Here is a 24,262-nt window from a genome sequence, read left to right as displayed (position 1 = left end):
CTATGACCACGGGATGAGGGGTCTCCTCCACAACTCCCAGCCGACGAAGTTCGTCTTCGTCACCGGCGGAGTCGTCTCCTCCCTCGGCAAGGGCCTGACGGCCAGCTCCCTGGGGGCCCTGCTGTCCAGCCGTGGCCTGCGGGTCACCATGCAGAAGCTGGACCCCTACCTCAACGTCGACCCCGGGACGATGAACCCGTTCCAGCACGGCGAGGTCTTCGTCACCGAGGACGGCGCCGAGACCGACCTGGACATCGGGCACTACGAGCGGTTCCTCGACACCGACCTGACCGGCCGGTCGAACGTGACCACCGGCCAGGTCTACTCGGACGTGATCGCCAAGGAGCGGCGCGGCGAGTACCTCGGTGACACCGTGCAGGTCATCCCGCACATCACCAACGAGATCAAGGCCCGGATCATGTCAGCGGCGGAGGGGACCTCCGACCGGGTGGACGTCGTCATCACCGAGGTGGGCGGCACCGTCGGCGACATCGAGTCGCTGCCCTTCCTCGAGGCCGCCCGCCAGGTGCGCCACGAGATCGGCCGGGACAACTGCTTCTTCCTGCACATCTCGCTGGTGCCCTACATCGCGCCGTCCGGTGAGCTGAAGACCAAGCCGACGCAGCACTCGGTCGCCGCGCTGCGCAACATCGGCATCCAGCCCGACGCGGTGGTGTGCCGCTCGGACCGGGAGATCGGCACCGGGCTCAAGCGCAAGATCAGCCTGATGTGCGACGTCGACGCCGAGGGCGTCATCTCCTGCCCCGACGCGCCGTCGATCTACGACATCCCCAAGGTGCTGCACCGCGAGGGCCTGGACGCCTACGTCGTCCGCCGGTTGGGCCTGCCCTTCCGGGACGTCGACTGGACGGTGTGGGGCGACCTGCTCGACCGGGTCCACGCGCCCAAGCAGACGGTGACGATCGCGCTGGTCGGCAAGTACATCGACCTGCCCGACGCCTACCTGTCGGTGACCGAGGCGCTGCGGGCCGGCGGGTTCGCCCACCGCAGCCGGGTGGAGATCCGCTGGGTGCCCTCCGACGACTGCCAGACCCCGGAGGGCGCCGAGCGGGCGCTGGCCGGCGTCGACGGCGTCTGCATCCCCGGTGGGTTCGGCGTGCGCGGCATCGACGGCAAGCTCGGGGCGATCCGCCACGCGCGGGTCAACAGCGTCCCGCTGCTGGGTCTGTGCCTGGGGCTGCAGTGCATGGTCATCGAGGCGGCGCGCAACCTGGCCGGGCTGTCCGGGGCCAACTCCGCCGAGTTCGACCCGGACACCCCCGACGCGGTCATCGCCACGATGGCCAGCCAGGTCGACGTCGTCGCCGGCCGCGGCGACATGGGCGGCACGATGCGCCTCGGCAGCTACCCGGCGGCGCTGCAGAGGGGCTCGGTCGTCGCCCAGGCCTACGGCGCGACGGAGATCACCGAGCGGCACCGGCACCGCTACGAGGTGGCCAACGCCTACCGCGACAAGATCGGCGAGGCGGGGCTGGTCTTCTCGGGCACCTCGCCGGACGGCCTGCTGGTCGAGTTCGCCGAGCTGCCGCGCGAGGTGCACCCGTTCTTCGTCGGCACCCAGGCGCACCCGGAGCTCAAGAGCCGACCGACCCGGCCGCACCCGCTGTTCGCGGCGTTCGTGCAGGCGGCGATCGACTACTCCGAGTCCGCCCGGCTGCCGGTGCCGATCGACGAGGCCGAGAAGGTGGGGATCTGATGGACCGCTGGGCTCCCGGGACCCCGGAGGTGGGGATCTGATGGTGGAGCCCGCCCGGCCGGGGGAGTACGAGGTCCTCGCCACCGAGACGGTGCACGACGGCCGCATCATCACCGTCGTCAAGGAGACCGTCGCCATGCCCGGCGGTGGGGACAGCGTCCGGGAGATCGTGCGGCACATCGGTGCCGTGTGCGTCGCCGCGGTGGACGACGAGGGGCGGATCGTGATGGTCCGCCAGTACCGCCACCCGGTCCGCGGCTACCTGTGGGAGCTGCCCGCCGGCCTGCGCGACGCCGACGGGGAGGCTCCGCTGGCCACCGCGAAGCGGGAGCTGGCCGAGGAGGCGGGCCTCGCCGCGGAGCGCTGGTCGCTGCTGGTGAACAGCTACAGCACGCCGGGCTTCTGCAGCGAGCAGGTCCTCGTCTACCTCGCCGAGGGGCTGTCGGCCGTCGACCGGCCGGAGGGCTTCGTCGTCGAGCACGAGGAGCTGGACATGACCGTGGAGCGGCTGCCCCTGGACGAGGCGGTGCAGCGGGTGTTCGCCGGGGGCATCCGCAACTCCTCGGCGGTCATCGGCGTCCTGGCCGCGGCCCGGGTCCGGGCGACCGCCCCGCAGCTGCGCCCCGCCGACGCCACCTGACCCGGGAGGACGGGGTCCTCACGCGATGACGACGGCGGACGAGGTGCCCACCTGCACCCAGCGCAGCACGCCGAAGGAGTCGGGCACCTCCTCCTCCAGCCAGAACACGTAGGGGACGCCGGAGGTCAGGCCGGCGAAGGTCACCGTGACCGGCACGCAGTCCGCGGGCTGGGCGGCGATCTGGAACGGCGGGTCCGGCTGCAGGCCGCTGACCAGTTGCTGGCTGACCGCCTGCACGCGGTACCGCTGCACCTCGGTGGAGCCGTCGGCCTGCCAGCTCACCGTGGCCGAGGCGACGCCGGGCACCACGCCCGGGAGGATCCGCCGCGGGTTGGCGTAGCCGCCGCACGCCGACGGCGGCGGGTCGGTGTCGGGCATCACGCCGTGGGGCACGCCGGGCCGCACCCGGACCTCGATCGGCTGCGGGCGCGGGACGGCCACGACGCCCACCGGTGGGACGGCGGCCGGTGCGGCGGGCGCCGGGGCGACGACGCGCACCGGGCCGGGCAGGGCGGCCGCCGGTGCGGGGACGGCGGGCAGCGGCGTCCGGGAGGCGGTCACCGTCGCGGCGACCTCGGTGACCGGGCCGCTGAGCGCGATCAGCCCGACCGCCGCCACCGCGGCGACCGTGCCGGTCCCGCGTCCCCGCCGTCGTGTCCGTCGTGCCACGCAGTACCTCCCGGTGTCCTCCCCGACATCGGCAGTCCCACCGGTCACCTCAAGCCCAATCGACCCACGGTGCGGCCCCGGGCGTTGCGCACCGGGTGGGCTCACAGCTCGATCCCGTGCACCACCCACAGGTGGGGTGTCACGAGCACCCGTCCCCGTGGCGGGGTGGCGCCGGGCACGGCAGCGAGGTCGTCACTCCGGTCGGCGACGCGCAGCGCCAGCGCACCGGCGGGCTGGTCCACCAGCAACCGGACCTCGACGCCGTCCGGCGGCGCGCCGTCGAGGAAGAACCCGAGGTCCCAGGGCCCGAGCGCACCGTTGACCGGCAGCTCCCGGCCGGCGACGCGCGCGCCGCGCACCGTGGCGCCGGCGGCGTCCACCCACAGGCCCACAGCGGGAGCGCCGCGTCCGCCGTCCGCGGTCGCCCGGGGGCCACGGCGAGCACCGCGAGGACGGCGATCAGCAGCAGGACCGCCGAGGCAGCGATGCCGACCAGGGCCGCGGGGGTCGCGCAGTCGTGTCGTCGCGACCGCGCATGACCTCGACCTCTGGCGTGCCGGTGGTGGCACGGACGCCCTGCGCCCGGCGAGGACGCAGTAGGCAGCATGGAACCGGGAACGACGACCCGCCAGGAGCGCCGAACCGGGAACCCGCCAGCCGGCGCGTCCCGGACGTGTGCACCGACGACGGGTCTCCCGCAGCGCGCCGAGGGCCGTCACGGAGCGGTCGGCGCCGGCCCGGGCGTCGGTGGCGGACCGAGGAGGCCGGCGCCGGGCACGCCGAGGCGCTCCAGCTCCACGGCTGCCAGCGCGCGGGTCGCGGCGGGGTCGCCGGCGCGCCACGCGTCGGCGGTGCCCGGCGGCAGGGCGGCCAGCCGGGACAGCGGGGCGGTCGCCAGCGCCCGCGCCGCGAGCACGTCCGGATCTGCCACGGCCAGCTGCCGGGCCGCGCCGGCGTCCCGTGCCCAGCCCAGCCGCCACGGCAGCCAGCGCAGCAGCGCCCAGCCCACCGGGAGGACCACGAGGACGACGGCGAGCACCGTGGCCAGCGTGCCGACGGCGTCCTGCGCTGCCTGCCCCGCGCCGCCGACCGACCCGCCCGCAGAGGCCAGGGCCTCGAACGGTGCGGCCAGCTCGTCGCCGACCAGGGGGACGTCCTCGGCGGCCTGCGCGGCCGAGGCCATGCTGCCGGCGACCGATGCGCCGAGGTCCTCGACGGCGCGGCCCGGCTCGGCCAGGACGAGGACCGCACCGTGCACCGTCCGGGCGACCAGCACCCACAGCACCAGCCAGGCCAGCAGCCCGACGTCGGCGGCGAGCTGGCGACCGCGCAGCGCGGGGGACGGGGCGTACAGCGGCACGGGCACTCCTCCGGTCGGACGACGGACCCGCCCACCTTCCGCCCTGGCCGCCCTCCCCGCAGGCGGAGACCCCGGGGGCGCTGGCAGGCTGACCCCGTGCTGACCTCCGACCAGGCCCTGGCCCTCCTCACCGCTGCCCGGGAGGAGTGCGCCCGGGTCGGCGTGCCCATGTCCTTCGCCGTGATGGACGCGGCGGGTCACCTCGTGGCTCTGCTCCGCACCGACGGCGCGCCGTGGATCTCCACCGACGTCGCCCAGGGCAAGGCCTGGACCGCGGCGGCCTACGGCATGCCCAGCGCGGGGCAGAAGTCCAAGCTGGACAGCCTGCCGAACTTCTCCACCGCGCTCAGCGCGATGACCGGGGGCCGCTTCACGCCGCAGCCGGGTGCCGTTCCGGTCTACGCCGACGGGCAGCTGGTCGGGGCGCTCGGCGCCAGCGGGGGCACCGGGCAGCAGGACGAGGACGTCTGCAGCGCCGCCGTCACCGCCTGCGGGTACGCGACCAGCGCCGGCTGAGCGAGGACCACCCTTCCCCTCCACGCCTCGGAGGAGGAGCTCGTCCTCCTCGCCGCTCGCACGCTCGCGGCGAGCCTCCGGACGGGGCCAGGTCCGGGCGCGGGCTGCCGGGACTCCAGGAGAGGGGCTGCCCCCAACGGGGGTACCTGGCACGCCGGGCCGCCCGGGCCGCTCCGCCCTGCCTACACTCCGCGCGAGGCGCGCCCCCACCGGGGAGGCCCACGACGCGGTGCGGCGCCCGTCACCCTCGGGACGTCTCACCGGGACCAGGAGAGCGGACGATGCGGGTCGGGGTTCCCCGAGAGGTCAAGAACCGGGAGTACCGGGTGGCGCTCACCCCGGCGGGGGTGACCGAGCTGGTGCGGGCCGGGCACACGGTGCTCGTCGAGCGGGGCGCGGGGGAGGGCTCGTCCATCCCGGACGGCGACTACACCGCCGCGGGGGCGACGACCGTGGCCGACGCCGACGACGTGTGGGCCGACGCCGACCTGCTGCTCAAGGTCAAGGAGCCGGTGGCCGAGGAGTACTCCCGGCTGCGTGCCGGGCAGACGCTGTTCACCTACCTGCACCTCGCGGCGTCCAAGGAGTGCACCGACGCGCTCGTCACCTCCGGCACCACCGCGATCGCCTACGAGACGGTGCAGACCGCCGGCGGCGCGCTGCCGCTGCTCGCCCCGATGTCGGAGGTCGCCGGCCGGATGGCGCCGCAGGTCGGCGCGCACAGCCTGGAGCGCGCGCACGGCGGGCGCGGCGTGCTGCTCGGTGGTGTCTCCGGCGTCTACGCGGCCAAGGTGGTCGTCATCGGCGCCGGCGTCTCCGGCATGAACGCCGCCGCGATCGCGCTGGGCATGCAGGCCGAGGTCGTCGTCCTCGACCGGGACATCGACAAGCTGCGCGCCGCCGACCGCATCTACCAGGGCCACCTGCAGACGGTCGCCTCCAATGCCTACGAGGTGGAGCGGGCCGTCCTCGACGCCGACCTGGTCATCGGCGCGGTGCTCGTCCCGGGTGCGAAGGCGCCGACGCTGGTCAGCACCGAGCTGGTGTCGCGGATGAAGCCGGGTTCGGTGCTGGTCGACATCGCCGTCGACCAGGGCGGCTGCTTCGAGGACACCCGCCCCACCACCCACGACGACCCGACCTTCCCGGTGCACGACTCGGTCTTCTACTGCGTGGCCAACATGCCCGGCGCGGTCCCCAACACCTCGACCCACGCGCTCACCAACGTGACGCTGCCCTACGTCATGGCGCTGGCCAACGAGGGCACCGCGGCCGCCGTCCACGCCGACCCGGCACTGGCCCACGGGGTCAACGTCGTCGCCGGGCAGGTGGTGCTGCCCGAGGTGGCCGAGGCGCACGGGATGACCGCCGTCCCCCTGGCGGAGGTGCTGTCCTGACGACAGCGACGGGAGCATCGCAGCGAGCGCCGGCGAGCGAGGAGCGGACCGGCGCGCGACGGCAGGACCAGGGGCAGGGCCTGACGACGTCCACCACGTCCGCGGTCGAGCGGGTCGTCACCGGCTACCTCGACCACCTCACCGTCGAGCGCGGCCTGGCCGCCAACACCATCTCCTCCTACCGCCGCGACCTGCGCCGCTACACCGAGTTCCTCGACGCCGCCGGCGTGCGCGAGCTGGGCGAGGTGGCCGAGTCCGACGTCGCCGGGTTCCTCGCCGCGCTCCGGCAGGGGGACGACGACCACCCGCCGCTGTCGGCGACCTCGGCGGCGCGCGCGGTGGTCGCCGTCCGGGGACTGCACCGCTTTGCGCTGCTCGACGGCCTGGTGCCCGACGACGTCGCCCACGAGGTGCGCCCACCGTCCCCGGCGCGGCGGCTGCCCAAGGCGGTACCGGTGGAGTCGGTGGTCGCGTTGATCGAGGCCGCCGGCGCGCTGGAGGGGCCGCGCGGGCTGCGCGACCGGGCGCTGCTGGAGGTGCTCTACGGGACCGGGGCGCGCATCTCCGAGGCGGTCGGGCTGGCCGTCGACGACCTCGACCGCGGCCAGTCGGTGGTGCGGCTGGCCGGCAAGGGCGGCAAGCAGCGGATCGTGCCGGTCGGGTCCTACGCGCTGCGGGCGGTGGAGGACTACCTGGTGCGCGCCCGTCCGGCGCTGGCCGCGGCGGGCCGTACCGGGGTGCGCGGCGGTGCGCTGTTCCTCAACGCCCGCGGCGGGTCGCTGTCGCGGCAGAGTGCCTGGGCGATCCTGCGGACGGCGGCAGAGCGGGCGGGGCTGACAGCCCAGGTCTCGCCGCACACGCTGCGGCACTCCTTCGCCACCCACCTGCTCGACGGCGGGGCCGACGTCCGCGTCGTCCAGGAGCTGCTCGGCCACGCGTCGGTGACGACCACGCAGGTGTACACGCTCGTCACGGTCGACCGGCTGCGCGAGGTGTACGCCAGCAGCCACCCGCGCGCCCTGACCTGACAGGCGTCCGCGGATTTCCTCGGCGTCTTCTGCCAGGGGTTCCGGCTGCATGTGACGGCTGTGTTGTCACGGGTCGCCAAGTCGACACGACATGCGGCGTGCCTCCTGGGTGAAGCGTGGTGATCTCCTTACCGTCGGTGCATCCCGCGCGGCAGAACGACTGACCGCTCCCGGTGCGAGCCGGAACGGGCACGAGGTGGAGGACACGACAGCGATGGCGATCCGAGGGGACGCGGCGGGCCAGGCCTTCGCGCTCCCGACCGACCCCGAGCCCGAGATGGGCGCGGCCGCGCCCCGGCTGGACCCGGCCCGCGCGCGCATGCGCCGGCTGCCGGACCCCAAGCCGCTGACGCAGCACGGCCCCGCGCGGATCATCGCGATGTGCAACCAGAAGGGCGGCGTCGGCAAGACGACGTCGACCATCAACCTGGGTGCCGCGCTGGTGGAGTACGGCCGCAAGGTGCTGCTCATCGACCTCGACCCGCAGGGCGCGCTCTCGGTGGGCCTCGGCGTCCCGGCGCAGAACCTCGACCGGACCATCTACAACGCCCTCATGGAGCGGCGGACCTCGCTCAAGGACGTGCGGGTGTCCACCGACATCACCGGCCTGGACCTGGTCCCGAGCAACATCGACCTGTCCGCCGCCGAGGTGCAGCTGGTCAGTGAGGTGGCGCGTGAGCAGACGCTGCTGCGGGTGCTGGCCGACGTCCGCGACGAGTACGACTACATCCTCATCGACTGCCAGCCCTCGCTGGGCCTGCTGACGGTCAACGCGCTGACCGCCGCGCAGGGCGTCGTCATCCCGCTGGAGTGCGAGTTCTTCTCGCTGCGCGGCGTGGCCCTGCTCGTCGACACCATCGAGAAGGTCAAGGAGCGGCTCAACCCCGAGCTGGAGATCTCCGGGATCCTCGCCACGATGTACGACGCGCGCACCGTGCACTGCCGCGAGGTGTTCAGCCGGGTGGTCGAGGCATTCGGCGACACCGTGTTCCAGACCGTCATCCAGCGGACCGTGCGCTTCCCCGAGACCACGGTCGCCGGTCAGCCGATCACCACCTGGGCGCCGACGTCCACGGGCGCGTCGGCCTACCGCGACCTGGCCAAGGAGGTCCTGGCACTGTGATCGAGCTCGCGAGATCACCCCTGAGCACAGCACGCCGGGGCCCGCAGCCGCCGAGCGCCAGCGAGGTGGCGGCGTGACTCGCCGTCCGACCCTGCCGGGTGCTGCGGAGCTGTTCCGCCGCACCGACGCCGCCCCGGCGCCCGAGGTCACCGAGCTGCCGAGCATCAGCGCCACGGTGAGCTCGCCCGCGCTGCGCGGCGGGCCGGCCCGCCGGGGCGACGGCGAGACCACCGCGCCGCTCACCCTGGTGCCCGGCGGTGCGGACGACGCCGACCCGCTGGCCTCCTTCCGCCAGCCCGCTCCCGCCGTGACGCCGGTCCGGCCCACCCGCGGCCGGGCGCAGCGCACCGAGCGGACCAAGCACGACGAGAAGATCACCGTCTACATCTCCGCCGAGGAGCTGCTGGCGCTGGAGAGCGCGCGACTCACGCTGCGCGGCCGGTACGGCGTCGCCGCCGACCGCGGCCGCATCGTCCGCGAGGCGATCAACGTGCTGCTCGCCGACCTCGCCGAGCGCGGCGAGGACTCGGTGCTCGTCTCGCGGCTCAAGGGGAAGTGACCGCCCGTCGCGGTGTTCACGGGCGGGTGGTCGTCGTGGCCGGCGTGTCGGGCCGCCACACGCCGACGGCCGGCGGGCCCGCGCGCGAGCCCGGAACCGTCGGTGACCGCTCGTAAGCTGACCGTGTGACAGCGACGAGTGCGCCGGAGGTCGGCAGCGGACGGTTCACCGTCAAGCTGACGAACTTCGAGGGCCCGTTCGACCTGCTGCTGCAGCTGATCGGCAAGCACAAGCTCGACGTCACCGAGATCGCGCTGTCCCGGGTGACCGACGAGTTCATCGCCCACCTGCGCGCGCTCGGCGACGAGCTGCACCTCGACCAGGCCAGCGAGTTCCTCGTCGTGGCCGCCACGCTGCTCGACCTCAAGGCCGCCCGGCTGCTGCCGGCCGCCGAGGTGGAGGACGACGAGGACCTCGAGCTGCTCGAGGCGCGCGACCTGCTCTTCGCCCGGCTGCTGCAGTACCGCGCCTACAAGCAGGCCGCCGCCTTCCTGCGCGAGCGCGAGGCCGGCGCCGTCCGCCGCTTCGCGCGCGACGTCGGGCTCGAACCGCGCCTCGCCGACCTGCTGCCCGAGGTGCTGCTCGGCGTCACCCCCGAGCAGTTCGCCGCGCTGGCCACCAGGGCGCTGACCCCGAAGGTGCCGCCCACGGTCGGGATCTCCCACCTGCACGCGCCGGCCGTGAGCGTGTCCGAGCAGCTCCTGCTCGTGCGCAACCAGCTCCTCGCGGCCGGGACGGCGAGCTTCCGGGCGCTGACCGCGGACTGCGGGCACACCCTCGAGGTGGTCGCCCGGTTCCTCGCCCTGCTGGAGCTCTACCGCCAGCAGCGGGTGGTGTTCGAGCAGCTCACCCCGCTCGGGGAGCTGCACGTGCGCTGGACCGGCGGCGCGGACCCGGAACCCGCGGTCTTCGTCGACGGGGAGTACTCGTGACGGAGGAGGAGCGGCCGCCCATCTCGTGGGACGCGCTGGCCGAGGAGCTGGCCGCCACCCGCGAGGAGGCCGAGCAGCGCGACGGCCCCGACCCCGCGACCTGGAACGCCGTCGCCGCGGAGCTCGCCGCCCGCGTCGCCGAGCGGCCGGCGGCGGCAGCCGAACCCGATCCGGTCGAGGAGCCCGCGCCGCCGGCCCCGCCCGTCGCCGCCGTCCCGCCGCCCGAGCCGGAACCGGAGGCCGAGCCGGAACCGGAGGCCGCACCCGAGCCGGAGCCCGATCTCGACCCGGCCGCGCTGCGCGGCGGACTGGAGGCGCTGCTGTTCGTCGTCGACACCCCGGTCGACGAGGGGACGCTGGCCGGCGCGCTGGGCTGCCCGGTGCCGCGGGTGCGCGCCGAGCTGGCGGCGCTGGCGGCGTCCTACGACGAGCGCGGCGCCGGCATCACGCTGCGCCGGGTGGGGGAGGGCTGGCGGCTCTACACCCGCGAGGAGCACTCCGGCGTCGTCGAGCGCTACCTCGTCGACGGGCAGCGCAGCCGGCTCACCCAGGCGGCGCTGGAGACCCTCGCCGTCATCGCCTACCGCCAGCCGGTGACCCGCGCCCGGGTGTCGGCGATCCGTGGCGTCGGCGTCGACGGCGTCATGCGCACACTGATCTCCCGCGGGCTGGTGTCCGAGGTCGGCACCGACCCCGACAGCGGCGGCGGGCTGTACGCGACCACCCCGCTGTTCCTCGAGCGGCTGGGGCTGGAGAGCCTCGACGAGCTGCCCGGGCTGGGGCCGCTGCTGCCCGAGCCGTCGTCCGTGCTGGACGAGCACCCCGACGCCTGAAAGAGGACCCCTCTGCCCCCGCCCCCCGCGCGCTCGCGGCGGGACCCTGCAGAGGGGCCGGGCGAACGACGCCGGCACTCCCGCGCCGTTCCCCGCGTTTTCGCGCTGCTGCACCGGCGCGAGGGCGGCAGGAACGGCGCGAGGGTCGGGCACAGCGGGGGCGGGGACGACGGGACGCCGGGTGGGAGACTGGACGGCGATGGACACCGCCCCGCACGACGACAGCACTCCCGGCCCCGACGAGCGCTGGTCGGAGGACATGGAGCTCGCCCCCGTGCACCCCGGCGACCGCGCCCGCAGCGGCACCGACGCCTCGGCGGAGGGGGAGCGGCTGCAGAAGGTCCTCGCCCGCGCCGGGGTCGGCTCCCGCCGCGTCGTGGAGAACATGGTCGACCAGGGCCGGATCAGCGTGAACGGCCGGACGGTCGCCGTGCAGGGCATGCGGGTCGATCCGGAGCGGGACAAGATCGCCGTCGACGGCGTCCGCATCGAGCTGCGCGACGACCGCGTCACCTACGCGCTGAACAAGCCGCCGGGCGTCCTCACCGCGATGAGCGACGACCGGAACCGGCCGACCGTCGGGGACATGGTCGGCGACCTGGCACCCGGCCTGGTGCACGTCGGCCGGCTGGACCAGGACACCGAGGGCCTGCTGCTGGTCACCAACGACGGCGAGCTGGCCCACCGCCTCGCGCACCCCTCCTACGAGGTCAAGAAGACCTATCTGGCGCAGGTGTCGGGCTCGATCCCGCGTGACCTGGCCCGCCGGCTGCGCTCGGGGGTGGAGCTGGAGGACGGCCCGGTGAAGGTCGACTCCTTCCGGGTGGTCGACACCCACGCCGGGCAGTCCGTCGTCGAGGTCGTGCTGCACGAGGGCCGCAAGCACATCGTCCGGCGGCTGCTGGCGCACGTCGGGCTGCCCGTGTCCCGGCTGACCCGCACCGCCGTCGGCCCGGTCAAGCTCGAGCGCATGCGCAGCGGGTCGATCCGCCGGCTCTCCCGCGCCGAGGTCGGCGCGCTGGAGGAGGCCGTCGGCCTGTAGGGCCCGCCCTGCCCGCCGCCAGGGTCCGGGCAGTACGCACGCGGTGCCCGGTCAGCGGGATGCGGCGCCCAGCTCGACGAGCAGGACGCCGAGGGCGACCAGGGCGATGCCCGCGCCCATCGTGCGGGTGAGCGGTTCCCGGAAGGCGACACGGGCGATGACGGCGGTGAGGGCGATGCCGCTGGCAGCCCAGACGCCGTAGGCCACGCCGACGGTCATGCCCCGGGCGAGCGCGAGCGTCAGGAACCCGAAGGAGACGACGTAGGCGGTGGCGATCGCGGGGATCCACCGCTTCCTCCGCAGGCCGTCGGAGGCGCGCAGGAACATCGTCCCCGCGACCTCCGAGACGATCGCCGCGCCCAGCAGCAGCCAGGTCACCGGACACCTCCGGAGGACTGCTCGGCCCGGTGGGAGCCGAGTTCGACCAGCAGGACCCCGGCCACGATGGCCGCGAAGCCCAGCCCCATGACGGCCGTGAGCGCCTCGTCGAAGAGGGCGGCTGCGGCGAGGGCGGTCAGGGTGACGCCGCTCGCCGCCCAGATGCCGTAGGCCACGCCGATGGCCATGCCGCGGCGGAGGACGGCGGCCAGGAGGACGAAGGACGCGGTGTAGCCGACCGCGGTGAGCACGAACCACGCGGGCCGGTCGGTCGCGGCGCGCAACGCCAGGGTCGCGCTGACCTCGGAGAGGATCGCTGCTGCCAGCCACGGCCATGCGGTCACGGGGTGGGTCCTTCCGGGTCGTGGGTGCGGTCCGTGGCCTCGGGGACGGCGGCGACGGGGGTGCGGGGCCGGCCGGCGGGCTCAGCCGAGCCGGCGGACCGGGTCGGCCAGCACGTCGTCCAGTGCGCGCAGGGCGGCTCCCGTGGCACCCGCCGCCGGGGGACCGGTCACGGCCGCCACCACCGGACGGCGCCACCGCGCCGAGAGGACCCGCCGGCCCAGCAGCTCCTCGAGCCGGGGGCGCAGCGGGCCGGCCAGCGCGGCCAGGTGCCCGCCGAGGACGACGGCCGGCAGGTCGAGCACGTTGACCACGCCGGCCAGCGCGACGCCCAGCGCGTGGGCCGCGGCGTCGAGCGCCCGCCGGACGTCGGCGTCCCCGGCCGCGGCGCGGTCGACGACCTCCGCCGGCGTGGTGTCCAGCGGGAGCCCGGCGGCGCCGAGCAGCGCGTGCCGCCCGGCGTACTGCTCCAGGCAGCCGGTCGAGCCGCAGCGGCAGGCCGGCCCGTCGGGGTCCACGCAGACGTGCCCCACCTCGCCGGCCCAGCCGGCGCTGCCGGTCATCACCCGCCCGCCGACGACCGCGGCGCCGCCGATGCCGATCTGCCCGGAGAGGTAGAGGAAGTCGCGCAGCGGGCCGGGGCGCCCCGGCGCGGTCTCGGCCACGGTGCGGGCGGCCAGGTCGGCCTCGTTGCCCGGCGCCGGGCGCAGCGCGTCCGGGAGGTGCGCGGCCAGCAGGCCGACGGCGTCGACGTCGGACCAGCCGAGGTTGGGGGCGCGCAGCAGCAGGTCGTGCTCGGCGTCGACCAGGCCCGGTAGCGCCAGCCCCGCGCCGGCCAGCCGCAGCTCACCGGCCGGCCCGGCGAGCAGGTCGGTGGCCAGTGCACCGAGCCGGGCCAGGGTGCGCGCGGGGTCGCTGCCGACCAGGTCGTCCTCCTCGACGCGCTCGGCGACCACCCGGCCGCGCAGGTCGAGCAGGCGGGCGGCGAGCAGCCCGGCGTCCACCTGCAGGCCCAGCGCGCCGATCCGGGCGCCGGGCAGCAGCGGGGTGGCCGGGCGACCGCGGCGGGGCAGCGCCAGGCGCTCGCCCTCGTCGAGCAGCCCGCCGGCGACCAGCTCGTCGACCAGCCGGGCGGCGGTCGCCCGCGTCGTCCCGGTGCGGACGGCGACGTCGGCCCGTGACAGCGGCGCGTCGGCGGCGCAGACGGTGCGCAGCACGAGGGCCAGGTTGCTGCTGCGCAGCGTCGACTGCCGCGCCCCGGTGCCCTCCGACGTCCGCACCCCTTGAGGCTAGCCGGGTCGCTGCTTTATGTTCTACGGAAGAACAAAACCCGACCGAGGGAGATCGCATGACCGCGCCGCAGCCCACCAAGGACGACCGGTTCACCTTCGGACTCTGGACGGTCGGCTGGCAGGCCCGCGACCCGTTCGGCGACGCGACCCGTCCGGCGCTCGACCCGGTGGAGAGCGTGCACCGCCTCGCCGAGCTGGGTGCCGCCGGCGTCACCTTCCACGACGACGACCTGATCCCGTTCGGCAGCGACGACGCCGAGCGCGGCCGGGTCATCGAGCGGTTCAAGAAGGCGCTGGCCGAGACCGGCCTCGTCGTCCCGATGGCCACGACCAACCTGTTCACCCACCCGGTGTTCAAGGAGGGCGCGCTCACCGCCAACGACCGCGACGTCCGCCGGTACGCGCTGCGCAAGGTCATGCGGAACATGGATCTCGCCGCCGAGCTCGGCGCACGGACCTACGTGCTGTGGGGCGGCCGCGAGGGCGCGGAGGTCGACTCCGCCAAGGACCTGCGTGCCGCCCTGGACCGCTACCGCGAGGGCATCGACACCCTGGCGCAGTACTCGGAGGACCGCGGCTACGGGCTGCGGTTCGCCCTGGAGCCCAAGCCGAACGAGCCCCGCGGCGACATCTTCCTGCCGACCATCGGGCACGCCCTGGCCTTCATCGCCACCCTCGAGCACGCCGACCTGGTCGGCGTGAACCCGGAGGTCGGCCACGAGCAGATGGCCAACCTCAACTACACGCACGGCATCGCGCAGGCGCTGTGGCAGGGCAAGCTCTTCCACATCGACCTCAACGGCCAACACGGGCCCAAGTTCGACCAGGACCTCGTCTTCGGCCACGGCGACCTGCTCAGCGCCTTCGGCACCGTCGACCTGCTCGAGCACGGCGGCCCGAACGGGGGTCCGGCCTACGACGGGCCGCGGCACTTCGACTACAAGCCGCTGCGCACCGAGGACGTCGACGGGGTGTGGGCCTCGGCTGCGGCCAACATGCGCACCTACCTGCTGCTCGAGGAGCGGGCGGCGGCCTTCCGCGCCGACCCGGAGGTGCAGGAGGCGCTCGCCGCCGCGCGCGTGCCCGAGCTGGCGCGCCCGACGCTGGCCGCCGGCGAGACGTACGAGGACCTGCTGGCCGACCGCGCGGCGTTCGAGGAGTTCGACGCCGAGGCCGCCGGCGCCCGTCCCGGCGGCCAGGTGCGGCTCTCGCAGCTGGCGGTGGAGCACCTCCTCGGCGCCCGCTGACTCCGGTAGGCACTCCGTCATGACACTGGTGGCCGGGGTCGACTCGTCGACCCAGTCGTGCAAGGTCGTGGTCCGCGACGCGCCAAGCGGTCGCCTGGTCCGGGAGGGCCGGGCGCCGCACCCCGACGGCACGGAGGTCGACCCGGCCGCGTGGCGGGCGGCGCTGCAGGATGCCCTCGCCGAGGCCGGCGGCCTCGGCGACGTCGCCGCCGTCGCCGTCGGCGGGCAGCAGCACGGGATGGTCTGCCTCGACGAGGACGGCGCGGTGGTCCGCCCGGCGCTGCTGTGGAACGACACCCGCTCCGCGGGTGCCGCGGCCGACCTGGTGGCCGAGCTGGGCGGGCCGGAGGCCGGTGGCCGGGCGTGGGCCGACGCGGTGGGGCTGGTGCCGGTCGCCTCCTTCACGGTCACCAAACTGCGCTGGCTGGCCGAGCACGAGCCCGCGAGCGCCGCCCGCACCGCGGCGGTGTGCCTGCCGCACGACTGGCTGACCTGGGAGCTGGCGGGGCGTCGCGGGGGTGGGGCGGCGGGTGGCCGGCAGAGCCTGGCTGCGCTCGTCACCGACCGCGGGGACGCCAGCGGCACCGGCTACTGGTCTTCCGTCACCGGCGACTACCGCCTCGACCTGCTGGAGCGGGCCTTCGGGCGCACCCCCGTCGTCCCGCGCGTGCTGGGCCCGGCGGAGCAGGCCGGAACGGTCGCCGCCGGCTCGCTGACCGGCGACGCGGGAGCGGCGCTCGGCCCGGGCACGGGGGACAACGCCGCCGCGGCGCTCGGCCTGGCCGCCGAGCCCGGCGACGTGGTCGTCTCCATCGGCACCTCGGGGGTGGTCTCCACCGTCTCCACCACACCGATGACCGACCCGACCGGCACCGTCGCCGGGTTCGCGGACGCCACCGGGCACTTCCTCCCGCTGGTCACCACCCTCAACGCCGCCCGCGTGCTCGACGCGACGGCCCGGCTGCTCGGGGTCGACCACGCGGAGCTGTCCCGGCTGGCGCTGTCCGCGCCGGCCGGCGCGGGCGGTCTGGTGCTCGTGCCCTACCTGGAGGGGGAACGGACGCCCAACCGGCCGTACGCCACCGGGGCGCTGCACGGCCTCACCCTGTCCACCGGCGATCCGGCGCACCTGGCGCGGGCGGCCGTCGAGGGCCTGCTGTGCGGGCTGGCCGACGGGCTCGCGGCCGTGGCCGCCGGGGGGACGCCGGTGCGCCGGGTGTTCCTCGTCGGCGGCGGGGCGCGCTCCGAGGCGGTCCGCCGGATCGCCCCCGCCGTCCTCGGCGTGCCGGTGCTCGTCCCACCGCCGGGGGAGTACGTGGCCGACGGTGCCGCCCGGCAGGCGGCGTGGGTGCTCGCCGGCGGCGACACCCCGCCGGTCTGGCCGAGTGCGGCCACCGAGGTCTACGAGGCCGACCCGGTGCCCGCCGTCCGCGAGCGCTACGCGGAGGTCCGCGACCTGACCGCGGATCGGGTGCCCCGCGCCGGTACCTAGACTCGACCGGGGGGCACGGCGATCCGTCGCCCCGCACCGATCGAGGAGAGTGGCAGTGGCCGTCCGAGCCATCCGGGGCGCGACGCAGGTGGACGCCGACGAGCGGGAGCTGGTCCTCGACGCGACCCGCGAGCTGGTGAGCGCGGTCATGCAGCGCAACCAGCTGGAACACGACGACGTCATCAGCATCCTGTTCACCGCCACCCCCGACCTCGTCTCGGAGTTCCCGGCGCTGGCCGCCCGCGAGCTCGGCTTCGGCGACGTGCCGCTGATGTGCGCCACCGAGATCGGCGTCCCCCACGCGCTGCCGCGGGTGCTGCGGCTGATGGCGCACGTGGAGACCGACCGGCCGCGCGCCGAGGTGCAGCACGTGTACCTGCGCGGGGCCGTGGCGCTGCGGCGGGACATCGCCCAGTGAGCGGCTTCCTGGGACAGATCGCGCTGGACGGCCCGTCGGGGACGGGCAAGTCCAGCGTCGCCCGTGCGGTCGCGTCGCGGCTGGGAGCGGCCTACCTGGACACCGGCGCGATGTACCGCGCCGCGACGGTCGCCGTCCTGGACGCCGGGGTGGACCCGGAGGACGCCGAGGCCGTGGCCGCCGCCGTGGCCGCCGCCCGCATCGAGGTCGGGACGGCGGCCGGCACCGAGCTGGTGCAGGTCGACGGCGTCGACGTCGCCGTCCGCATCCGCGGCCCGGAGGTCACCCGCGCCGTCTCGGCGGTGTCGGCCGTGCCGTCGGTGCGCCGCCGGCTGGTCGACCAGCAGCGCGCGCTGGTAGCGGCGGCCGACGCGGTCGTCGTCGAGGGCCGGGACATCGGCACCGTCGTCCTGCCCGGCGCGACGCTGAAGGTGTACCTGACCGCGGCGCCCGAGGCCCGCGCCCAGCGCCGGGCGGCCCAGCTGGGCCTGAGCACGCCGGACGAGATCGCCGAGCTCGCCGCCGACCTGCGCCGCCGCGACGAGTACGACAGCAGCCGCGCCGACAGCCCGCTGCGCCCGGCCGAGGACGCCGTGGTCGTCGACAGCACCCACCTGGACCGCGAGGGCGTGGTCGACCGGGTGGTGGAGCTGGCGCTCTCGACGGTGGGGGCCGCGTCGTGACCGAGCTCGCGAGGTCACGCAAGGACACAGCAGCGCCGCTCATGGGTTCGACGAGCGCCAGCGAGGAGGACGCGTGAGCGAGCAGCCCGGTCCGCTGCCGGTCGTCGCGATCGTCGGCCGGCCCAACGTCGGCAAGTCCACGCTGGTCAACCGGTTCCTGGGCCGCCGCGCCGCCGTCGTCCAGGACACCCCGGGGGTCACCCGCGACCGCATCGCCTACGAGGCGCTGTGGAACGGCAAGCGGTTCACCGTCGTCGACACCGGCGGCTGGGACCCCAGGGCCAGCGGCCTCGGCGCCTCGATCACCCGTCAGGCCGAGTACGCGATGAGGACCGCCGACGTCATCGTGCTCGTCGTCGACAGCCAGGTGGGCGCCACCGACACCGACCTGGCCGCCGCGCGGATCCTGCGCCGCAGCGACCGGCCGGTGATCCTGGTGGCCAACAAGGTCGACGACGAGCGCAGCGAGTCCAACGCCGCGGAGTTGTGGTCGCTGGGGCTCGGCGAGCCGCAGCCGGTCAGCGCGCTGCACGGCCGGGCCAGCGGCGACCTGCTCGACCTGGTCCTCGAGGCGATGCCCGAGGCCCCGCGCGAGCAGGAGGAGGAGGGCGGTCCGCGCCGGGTGGCGCTGGTCGGCCGGCCCAACGTCGGCAAGTCCAGCCTGCTCAACCGGCTGGCGAAGGACGAGCGGTCGGTCGTGGACTCGGTCGCCGGCACCACCGTCGACCCGGTCGACTCGATCGTCACCCTCGGCGGCGAGGAGTGGCGGTTCGTCGACACCGCTGGCCTGCGTCGCAAGGTGAACACCGCCAGCGGCATGGAGTACTACGCCAGCCTGCGCACCGAGGCCGCCATCCAGGCCGCCGAGGTCGGCGTCGTCCTGCTGGCCGCCGACGAGGTGGTCAGCGAGCAGGACCAGCGGGTGATCACCCAGGTGATCGAGGCCGGCCGCGCGCTGGTCATCGCCTTCAACAAGTGGGACACCCTCGACGAGGACCGGCGCCTGCAGCTGGAGCGCGAGATCGAGCGCGACCTGGCGCGGGTGAAGTGGGCGTCGCGCGTGAACATCTCGGCCATGACCGGCCGCGGCGTCGACAAGCTCGCCCAGCACCTGCGCGAGGCGCTCGCCTCGTGGGAGACGCGGGTGCCGACGGCGGAGCTGAACACCTACGTCCGGGCGCTGGTGCAGGAGACGCCGCCGCCGGCCCGCGGTGGCCGCGCTCCGAAGATCAAGTACCTGACGCAGGCCGACGTCCGCCCGCCGCGGTTCGTCGTGTTCTCGACCGGCTTCCTGGAGGCCGGCTACCGGCGGTTCCTGGAGCGCAAGCTGCGCGAGCGCTTCGGCTTCCACGGGACACCGATCGAGATCTCGGTCAAGGTCCGCGAGGGCCGGGGGACCGAGCGCGCCAGGGGCTGACCGATGAGTCCGGGCTCGGCGGGCGGTCTCCCCGGCATGACCGAACCGCAGACCCGGACCCTGCAGACCCCGGGCGCCGTCCTCACCTACGACGTCCGCCCCGGCTCCTCGGCCTCGGAGCCGCCGCTGCTGCTCATCGGCTCGCCGATGGGCGCGGCGGGCTTCGGGACGCTGGCCGCGCACTTCCGCGACCGCACCGTCGTCACGTACGACCCGCGCGGCGTGGAGCGAAGCCGGCGCACCGACGGCTCGACCGAGACCACACCCGAGGAGCACGCCGAGGACCTGTCCCGGCTGATCGCGGCGGTGGGCGCCGGGCCGGTCGACGTCTTCGCCAGCAGCGGGGGAGCGGTCAACGCGCTCCTGCTCGTCGCCCGCCACCCCGAGCAGGTGCGGGCCCTCGTCGCGCACGAACCGCCGGCGCTGCAGCTGCTGCCCGACCGCGAGCAGGCGCTCACCGCGACCCGGCAGGTGCAGAACGCCTACCTGGCGCGCGGGTTCGGCGCCGGGATGGCGGGGTTCATCCGGCTGGTCGGCCACCGCGGCCCGGTGCCCGGCGACCTCGGCGACGTGCCGGACCCCGCCGCGTTCGGCCTGCCGGCCGAGGACGACGGCTCGCGGGACGACGTGCTTCTCGCCCACAACCTGCTCAGCTGCACGTCGTACGAGCACGACCTGGAGGCTCTGCGGAGGGCTTCGACGCGGATCGTGGTGGCGGTCGGCGCCGGGTCCGAGGGCGAGCTGGCGCACCGCTGCGCCGAGGCGCTGGCCGAGCGGCTGGGGACGGCGCCGGTGGTGTTCCCCGGCGACCACGGTGGCTTCCTCGGCGGCGAGTACGGCCAGACGGGGGAGCCGGAGGCGTTCGCCGGGACGCTGCAGGAGGTGCTGGCCGCCGACCGGGACGCGGTTCCGGCGCGGGGCTGACCACCGGGCGGGACACCCTCATCCGGTGCGGTAACCTGCTCTACGCAGCGATCGGGCGGTGCGAGCCACCCGGCGCTCGGGCTGTAGCGCAGCTTGGTAGCGCACTTGACTGGGGGTCAAGGGGTCGCAGGTTCAAATCCTGTCAGCCCGACGGTGAAACCGCAGGTCAGGGGCGGGTCGGCCGAGTAAGCCGGCCCGCCTCTCGCATGAGTACAGCAACCGGTACAGCAACGCGGCCCGAGGGACAGCAACGGTCACCAGCGGAGCGCTTGGTCGAGCCGGTCGGCCGCCTCGCGCTGCTGCACCGGACCGACGTGGCTGTAGATGTCCGCCGTGATGGCGTACGACGAGTGGCCCAGGTGCTCCTGGACGACCTTGGTGTGCGTTCCGGCCGCCAGCAAGAAGCTCGCCGCGGAGTGCCGAAGGGTGTGCAGGGTGACGCCGCGGAGGCCGGCCCGTTTCGCAAGGACTTCGAAGCGCCGCAGCACGTTGCGGGGCTCGAGCAGCGAATGCGGCTCGGCACCTACGTGCTCACCGCGGACATGCCCGAAACCGACCGTCTCTGGGCCACGATCACCGCCTGGTGGAAGGCGATCGAGGTCCTGCTGGTCACCGGCGTCACCAACGCCCGAACCGAGGCGGCGCACCCCGGCATCAAGCAGATCAAGCGCACCGGCCGTGGCTACCGGAATCCCGACAACTACCGCGCTCGTATCCTGCTGGCCAGCGCCGCCCGGACGGCAGCGTGAACACCCCTCTCAACGGGACCGTTCACCAGGAAGCGCGAAGAGCCCCACAAGGCGGCCGCGGTGATCTCGCCGACCCCGGTAGCTGGCGTACAGCCGGCGGCGCTGTCAGTGCGCACATCTACGTACTGACCCGGGTCATCCCCGCGACTAGATTCCCCGAGCGTGATCCGTGCCGGTCGAGCTCCCGATCGGCCCCTGCCTCGGGAGATCCCATGCGCCACCGCACCCATCACCACCGAACCGTGGCCGCCGCAGCGGCCCTCGTGCTGTTGAGCACCGGCGCCGGGAGCGCCGAAGACGTGCCCGCCGCTGCGAAGCCGACCGCGCCGGAGTGGTCGCTGTGACCGCGGCGGACGTGCCTCCCGGGAAGGTGCTGGAGCACCTCCAGGTGTTCCAGGCCATCGCCAACGCCAACGACGGCAACCGGGCCTCGGGCACGTCGGGCTACCGGGGCAGCGTCGACTACGTGGTCGGCAGGCTGAGGGCCGCCGGCTACGCCCCGCGGGTCCAGAACTTCTCCTTCCCCTTCTTCCAGGAGGTCAGCCCGGCCACGGTCAGCGCGGGCGGCAGGCAGCTCGCCGCCGAGGACGTCGCGGTCATGACCTATTCCGGCTCCGGGACCGTGACGGCACCGGTGCAGGCCGTGGGAACCACCGGCGAGAAGGCCGCGAGCACCAGCGGGTGCGAGGCCGGGGACTTCGCCGACTTCGTGCCGGGGAACATCGCCCTGCTCCAGCGGGGCACGTGCGCCTTCGGGGTGAAGGCCGCCAACGCGGCGGCCGCCGGAGCGTCCGCGGTGCTGATCTTCAACACGGGACTGCCCGGGGCGGAGGGGGCAGTCGCCGGCACCCTGGGCGAACCGGGGGTGACGACCGTCCCCGTGGTCGGCCTGAGCTACACCGCCGGGGTCGCCCTGCTGGGCGGGGGCGAAGTGACGGTCAGCACGCAGACCGTCTCCGAGAGCCGGGAGACCTTCAACGTCCTCGCCGAGACCCGCTCGGGTGACCCGGAGCGCACGGTCATGGTCGGCGCGCACCTGGACAGCGTCCCGCAGGGCCCCGGGATCAACGACAACGCCTCCGGCTCCGCGGGGATCCTTGCCATCGCCGAGGTGCTCGCGGGCACGGAGACCGCGAACGCCGTGCGCTTCGCGTGGTGGGGCGCGGAGGAGTTCGGCCTGCTCGGGTCCCGCCACTACGTCGCGGACCTCAAGACCAACGATCCCGCGACGCTCGGGAACGTTGCGCTGTACCTGAACTTCGACATGATCGGCTCCCCGAACCACGGCCGCTTCGTCTACGACGGCGACGCCTCGGCGTTCGGCCCGGACGACGGCTCGGTGCCCGCCCCGGCCGGCTCGGCCAGCATCGAGGCGGCCTTCCACGAGCATTTCGGCTCCCTGGGCCTGGCCTCGGGCGAGACCGAGTTCAGCGGCCGCAGCGACTACGGGCCGTTCATCGCCGAGGGCATTGCCTCCGGCGGGCTCTTCACCGGCGCCGAGGGCATCAAGACCGTGGAACAGGCCGCGCTGTTCGGCGGCCGGGCCGGCATCGGCTACGACTTCTGCTACCACGCGTCGTGCGACGACCTCAGCAACATCGACCACCGGACGCTGGACGAGATGACCGGCGCGGCCTCCGCCGTGATCTTGCGCTTCGCCAACTCCCCCCTGAACCTCGAGGAGGAGGGCCGGCGGCTACTCGCCGCCGTGGCGCCCGTACCCGCCGCCACTGTCGACCAGGGACACGGCCCGAGCAACGCCGCCGAGGCGAGACAGCCGCGCTGAGGCGGTCACGGTGGGGCCGATGCGCCGGCCCCACCGCGGGGACCGAGGCCCGCACAGGATCCAACGGTTACGAGCAGGCCGGGCAGCCGCGCCTGTCCACGCGTGGACGATGCTCTTGGATGGACGTAACGCATGGATGGCCCGATGCCGTTGATCTTCAGCGCGCGCGGAAGATCGATGTCGAGTGCCGCCTAACCCCTACCGGAGAGAGTCAACCGGGCTGGGGGCAGTCCCGGATGCTCAGCGACGGCCGTCAGGGTCACACACCGCACGGACGTGGGTCTTCAGTCCCTGTCCTGCCCCCATCAATTCGTAGCAGGGTACGGCGCGCGTCGCCGGCATCTTTCTTCGCCGCCGCGACTGATTGCTTTGCAACCGATGCCCGGGGGAGCCGATTTCATGACCGACCGCATCCTGCTCACCGGTGCCACCGGGTTCCTGGGCACCCAACTGCTCCGCGCGCTCGTGGCTGCCGAACACGAGGTCGTCGTGCTCGTGCGACCCAGGGCGGGGAGGACGCCTGCGGAGCGGGTGCGCAGGCTCGTCGGCCCGGGCGGCGTCTCAGCGCGTGTCACCGTCATCGGGGGTGACCTCACGCGAGAGTTCGCCGATGTCTCTTCCGCTGACCTCCACCGGCAGGCGGGTCGGATCGACGTCGCCATTCACGCGGCGGAGATCGCCCAGCTCGACGACAGGTACAGCCGCCTGCACTACCAGGTCAACGTCAACGGGACGCGCCGCGCACTCGAGCTGGCCCGGCGGCTGGACGCGTCGCGCTTCTACCACGTCAGCACGGCATACGCGGCCGGGACGTCCCGGGACGCACCCGAGCGGCTGCATCCCGGGACGACGGTGTTCCGCAACAGCTACGAGCGGTCGAAGTCGCTGGCCGAGCGGCTCGTGGTGGCAGCCGCCGACGCCCGGCTCCGCACCGCGGTCTTCCGCCCGTCGATCGTCATCGGTCATTCCCGGACCGGGGAGGCGGACCCGAACCTGGCGCCGTACGGCTTCATGGAGCGCATCCGGTCCTTTCGGGACGCCAGTGACCCGGCGATGCAGCGGTCCCACCGGCTCCTCGCCGATCCAGAGGCCCGGCTGAACTTCGTCCCCGTGGACGTGGTCTGTCAGGCGTTGCTGCTCGCCGTGGACGCCGGGGTCATCTCGGGCATCCATCACGTCACGGATCCCGACGGCGTACCCGTCGGCTCGATGCTGGCGGGGCTGTCGCGGTGCCTGGGAGGCACGGAGGGCTGGCTGGTCGCGCAGCCGGAGGGGGCGGGCGAGCCTCCCTCACTCGAGGACGCCCGGTTGATGAGGCAGCTCTCGACGTTCCTGCCGTACCTCAGCAGCGGCCCGCGGTTCCACCGCACCAACACCGACCGGCTCTTCGACGACGGACTCGCCCCCTTCGTCGCCACGGACGCCCGGGCGCTGGAAACCGCCATGGCGCGCTACCTCCACCCTCGAGAGGGTGTCCGGGATCCGCGGTCCTGGTTCTGGCCGGTCGAGGCAGCCCCCTCCTGGGAGACGAGGGAGACACGCCCTCCGGTGCATGGCCACTGCGGCGATGTCGCCGCAGCTTCCGTCGTTCCGGCTCCGCGCACCGGACCCGGCTCACCTGCTCCTGCAGCGTCCTCGTAACGACCCCGTGCATGGTTGGCGGGACGGCTTGCTCGTGAGGGACGGAGCAGGGTCGTGGGGTGCCGAGAAGCCTGGCC

25 protein-coding genes, 1 tRNA gene and 1 pseudogene are annotated in these 24,262 nt (G+C 74.5%); 20 read left to right on the top strand and 7 right to left on the bottom strand.

The annotated features are described in order from the left end of the window. The first annotated feature begins 13 nt into the window (after positions 1-13). Positions 14-1,717, top strand: coding sequence for a CTP synthase (locus BUB17_RS05270; RefSeq protein ID WP_072914483.1), 1,704 nt, complete (start codon positions 14-16; stop codon positions 1,715-1,717). Positions 1,718-1,757: 40 nt separating this feature from the next. Further along, complete coding sequence (locus tag BUB17_RS05265; RefSeq protein WP_072914479.1) at positions 1,758-2,357, top strand: NUDIX domain-containing protein; 600 nt, start codon at positions 1,758-1,760, stop codon at positions 2,355-2,357. 18 nt (positions 2,358-2,375) lie between these two features. Here BUB17_RS05265 and BUB17_RS05260 read toward each other — a convergent pair whose 3' ends face one another. The 3 genes from BUB17_RS05260 to BUB17_RS05250 form a co-directional block, all read right to left on the bottom strand. Continuing rightward, positions 2,376-3,026 carry a hypothetical protein gene (locus BUB17_RS05260; RefSeq protein ID WP_083606037.1) on the bottom strand — a complete coding sequence of 217 codons (651 nt, stop codon included), beginning with the start codon at positions 3,024-3,026 and terminating at the stop codon, positions 2,376-2,378. Positions 3,027-3,127: 101 nt separating this feature from the next. Further along, the gene (locus tag BUB17_RS25975; RefSeq protein WP_072914471.1) at positions 3,128-3,418 is read right to left on the bottom strand and encodes a hypothetical protein; all 291 of its coding nucleotides are present in this window, start codon (positions 3,416-3,418) and stop codon (positions 3,128-3,130) included. 323 nt (positions 3,419-3,741) lie between these two features. Next, positions 3,742-4,386, bottom strand: a complete 645-nt coding sequence (locus BUB17_RS05250; protein ID WP_072914467.1) for a hypothetical protein — start codon at positions 4,384-4,386, stop codon at positions 3,742-3,744. 96 nt (positions 4,387-4,482) lie between these two features. Here BUB17_RS05250 and BUB17_RS05245 point away from each other — a divergent pair, with 96 nt between their 5' ends. The 8 genes from BUB17_RS05245 (at position 4,483) to BUB17_RS05210 (ending at position 11,816) form a co-directional block, all read left to right on the top strand. Beyond that, positions 4,483-4,902 carry a GlcG/HbpS family heme-binding protein gene (locus tag BUB17_RS05245; protein WP_072914463.1) on the top strand — a complete coding sequence of 140 codons (420 nt, stop codon included), beginning with the start codon at positions 4,483-4,485 and terminating at the stop codon, positions 4,900-4,902. Between the two features lie 281 nt (positions 4,903-5,183). Further along, positions 5,184-6,299, top strand: a complete 1,116-nt coding sequence (gene ald / locus BUB17_RS05240; RefSeq protein WP_072914459.1) for an alanine dehydrogenase — start codon at positions 5,184-5,186, stop codon at positions 6,297-6,299. A gap of 80 nt (positions 6,300-6,379) precedes the next feature. After that, complete coding sequence (xerD, locus tag BUB17_RS05235) at positions 6,380-7,327, top strand: site-specific tyrosine recombinase XerD (RefSeq protein WP_072914635.1); 948 nt, start codon at positions 6,380-6,382, stop codon at positions 7,325-7,327. A 214-nt stretch (positions 7,328-7,541) separates the two neighbouring features. After that, a complete protein-coding gene (locus BUB17_RS05230; protein WP_072914456.1) occupies positions 7,542-8,450 on the top strand; it encodes a ParA family protein in 909 nt (302 codons plus the stop codon). Positions 8,451-8,523: 73 nt separating this feature from the next. Next, complete coding sequence (locus BUB17_RS05225) at positions 8,524-9,009, top strand: hypothetical protein (protein WP_072914452.1); 486 nt, start codon at positions 8,524-8,526, stop codon at positions 9,007-9,009. Between the two features lie 125 nt (positions 9,010-9,134). Next, complete coding sequence (locus BUB17_RS05220; RefSeq protein ID WP_072914449.1) at positions 9,135-9,941, top strand: segregation and condensation protein A; 807 nt, start codon at positions 9,135-9,137, stop codon at positions 9,939-9,941. Next, the gene (gene scpB / locus BUB17_RS05215; RefSeq protein ID WP_072914445.1) at positions 9,938-10,774 is read left to right on the top strand and encodes an SMC-Scp complex subunit ScpB; all 837 of its coding nucleotides are present in this window, start codon (positions 9,938-9,940) and stop codon (positions 10,772-10,774) included. The genes BUB17_RS05220 and scpB overlap by 4 nt, the downstream gene beginning before the upstream one ends. 199 nt (positions 10,775-10,973) lie before the next feature. Continuing rightward, a complete protein-coding gene (locus BUB17_RS05210) occupies positions 10,974-11,816 on the top strand; it encodes a pseudouridine synthase (protein ID WP_175561289.1) in 843 nt (280 codons plus the stop codon). Positions 11,817-11,867: 51 nt separating this feature from the next. Here BUB17_RS05210 and BUB17_RS05205 read toward each other — a convergent pair whose 3' ends face one another. The 3 genes from BUB17_RS05205 to BUB17_RS05195 all read right to left on the bottom strand — a co-directional run bounded on the left by BUB17_RS05205 (position 11,868) and on the right by BUB17_RS05195 (position 13,816). Then, entirely contained in the window at positions 11,868-12,194 is a 327-nt protein-coding gene (locus BUB17_RS05205) for a DMT family transporter (RefSeq protein WP_072914442.1), read from the bottom strand. Next, a complete protein-coding gene (locus tag BUB17_RS05200; protein ID WP_072914438.1) occupies positions 12,191-12,538 on the bottom strand; it encodes a DMT family transporter in 348 nt (115 codons plus the stop codon). Before BUB17_RS05200 ends, BUB17_RS05205 begins: the two co-directional genes overlap by 4 nt. Before the next feature lie 81 nt (positions 12,539-12,619). After that, a complete protein-coding gene (locus BUB17_RS05195; protein WP_072914436.1) occupies positions 12,620-13,816 on the bottom strand; it encodes an ROK family protein in 1,197 nt (398 codons plus the stop codon). Between the two features lie 68 nt (positions 13,817-13,884). On the opposite strand from BUB17_RS05195, the gene xylA reads away from it, so the two are divergent. The 7 genes and pseudogenes from xylA (at position 13,885) to BUB17_RS05160 (ending at position 20,160) form a co-directional block, all read left to right on the top strand. After that, complete coding sequence (xylA, locus tag BUB17_RS05190) at positions 13,885-15,075, top strand: xylose isomerase (RefSeq protein WP_072914433.1); 1,191 nt, start codon at positions 13,885-13,887, stop codon at positions 15,073-15,075. A 19-nt stretch (positions 15,076-15,094) separates the two neighbouring features. Beyond that, a complete protein-coding gene (locus BUB17_RS05185; protein ID WP_072914430.1) occupies positions 15,095-16,567 on the top strand; it encodes a xylulokinase in 1,473 nt (490 codons plus the stop codon). 55 nt (positions 16,568-16,622) lie between these two features. Continuing rightward, positions 16,623-16,985 (top strand): chorismate mutase, encoded by a 363-nt coding sequence (gene aroH / locus BUB17_RS05180; RefSeq protein ID WP_072914427.1) that lies wholly within the window; start codon positions 16,623-16,625, stop codon positions 16,983-16,985. Beyond that, positions 16,982-17,668, top strand: coding sequence for a (d)CMP kinase (gene cmk / locus BUB17_RS05175; protein ID WP_072914424.1), 687 nt, complete (start codon positions 16,982-16,984; stop codon positions 17,666-17,668). Before aroH ends, cmk begins: the two co-directional genes overlap by 4 nt. Positions 17,669-17,732: 64 nt before the next feature. Next, a pseudogene (der, locus tag BUB17_RS05170) lies at positions 17,733-19,085 on the top strand (ribosome biogenesis GTPase Der); the annotation flags it as partial. A 36-nt stretch (positions 19,086-19,121) separates the two neighbouring features. After that, positions 19,122-20,009 carry an alpha/beta fold hydrolase gene (locus BUB17_RS05165; protein WP_072914417.1) on the top strand — a complete coding sequence of 296 codons (888 nt, stop codon included), beginning with the start codon at positions 19,122-19,124 and terminating at the stop codon, positions 20,007-20,009. Positions 20,010-20,086: 77 nt separating this feature from the next. Further along, positions 20,087-20,160: transfer RNA gene (locus BUB17_RS05160), tRNA-Pro, on the top strand. Positions 20,161-20,263: 103 nt separating this feature from the next. On the opposite strand, the gene BUB17_RS28520 is transcribed toward BUB17_RS05160, so the two are convergent. After that, the gene (locus tag BUB17_RS28520; RefSeq protein ID WP_432416377.1) at positions 20,264-20,497 is read right to left on the bottom strand and encodes a tyrosine-type recombinase/integrase; all 234 of its coding nucleotides are present in this window, start codon (positions 20,495-20,497) and stop codon (positions 20,264-20,266) included. Between the two features lie 21 nt (positions 20,498-20,518). Here BUB17_RS28520 and BUB17_RS28405 point away from each other — a divergent pair, with 21 nt between their 5' ends. From BUB17_RS28405 to BUB17_RS05140, 3 genes are all read left to right on the top strand, one after another. Then, positions 20,519-20,758, top strand: a complete 240-nt coding sequence (locus BUB17_RS28405; RefSeq protein WP_432416376.1) for a transposase — start codon at positions 20,519-20,521, stop codon at positions 20,756-20,758. Positions 20,759-21,113: 355 nt separating this feature from the next. Further along, on the top strand, positions 21,114-22,544 hold the full coding sequence (locus BUB17_RS05145; protein WP_244276934.1) for a M28 family peptidase: 1,431 nt from the start codon (positions 21,114-21,116) through the stop codon (positions 22,542-22,544). A gap of 399 nt (positions 22,545-22,943) precedes the next feature. Beyond that, positions 22,944-24,185 (top strand): SDR family oxidoreductase, encoded by a 1,242-nt coding sequence (locus BUB17_RS05140; protein ID WP_072914407.1) that lies wholly within the window; start codon positions 22,944-22,946, stop codon positions 24,183-24,185. The last annotated feature ends 77 nt before the right edge of the window (positions 24,186-24,262 follow it).

It is taken from the genome of Geodermatophilus obscurus (assembly GCF_900143215.1).
GTDB lineage: Bacteria > Actinomycetota > Actinomycetes > Mycobacteriales > Geodermatophilaceae > Geodermatophilus > Geodermatophilus obscurus_A.
This window is presented reverse-complemented; position numbering and strand designations above follow the sequence as displayed.

Coding starts and splice junctions, on each gene's coding strand:
- BUB17_RS05270 (WP_072914483.1), top strand. CDS start 14: ATGAGGGGTCTCCTCCACAACTCCCAGCCGACGAAGTTCGTCTTCGTC.
- BUB17_RS05265 (WP_072914479.1), top strand. CDS start 1,758: ATGGTGGAGCCCGCCCGGCCGGGGGAGTACGAGGTCCTCGCCACCGAG.
- ald (WP_072914459.1), top strand. CDS start 5,184: ATGCGGGTCGGGGTTCCCCGAGAGGTCAAGAACCGGGAGTACCGGGTG.
- BUB17_RS05230 (WP_072914456.1), top strand. CDS start 7,542: ATGGCGATCCGAGGGGACGCGGCGGGCCAGGCCTTCGCGCTCCCGACC.
- BUB17_RS05210 (WP_175561289.1), top strand. CDS start 10,974: ATGGACACCGCCCCGCACGACGACAGCACTCCCGGCCCCGACGAGCGC.
- xylA (WP_072914433.1), top strand. CDS start 13,885: ATGACCGCGCCGCAGCCCACCAAGGACGACCGGTTCACCTTCGGACTC.
- BUB17_RS05185 (WP_072914430.1), top strand. CDS start 15,095: ATGACACTGGTGGCCGGGGTCGACTCGTCGACCCAGTCGTGCAAGGTC.
- BUB17_RS05165 (WP_072914417.1), top strand. CDS start 19,122: ATGACCGAACCGCAGACCCGGACCCTGCAGACCCCGGGCGCCGTCCTC.
- BUB17_RS28405 (WP_432416376.1), top strand. CDS start 20,519: ATGCGGCTCGGCACCTACGTGCTCACCGCGGACATGCCCGAAACCGAC.
- BUB17_RS05140 (WP_072914407.1), top strand. CDS start 22,944: ATGACCGACCGCATCCTGCTCACCGGTGCCACCGGGTTCCTGGGCACC.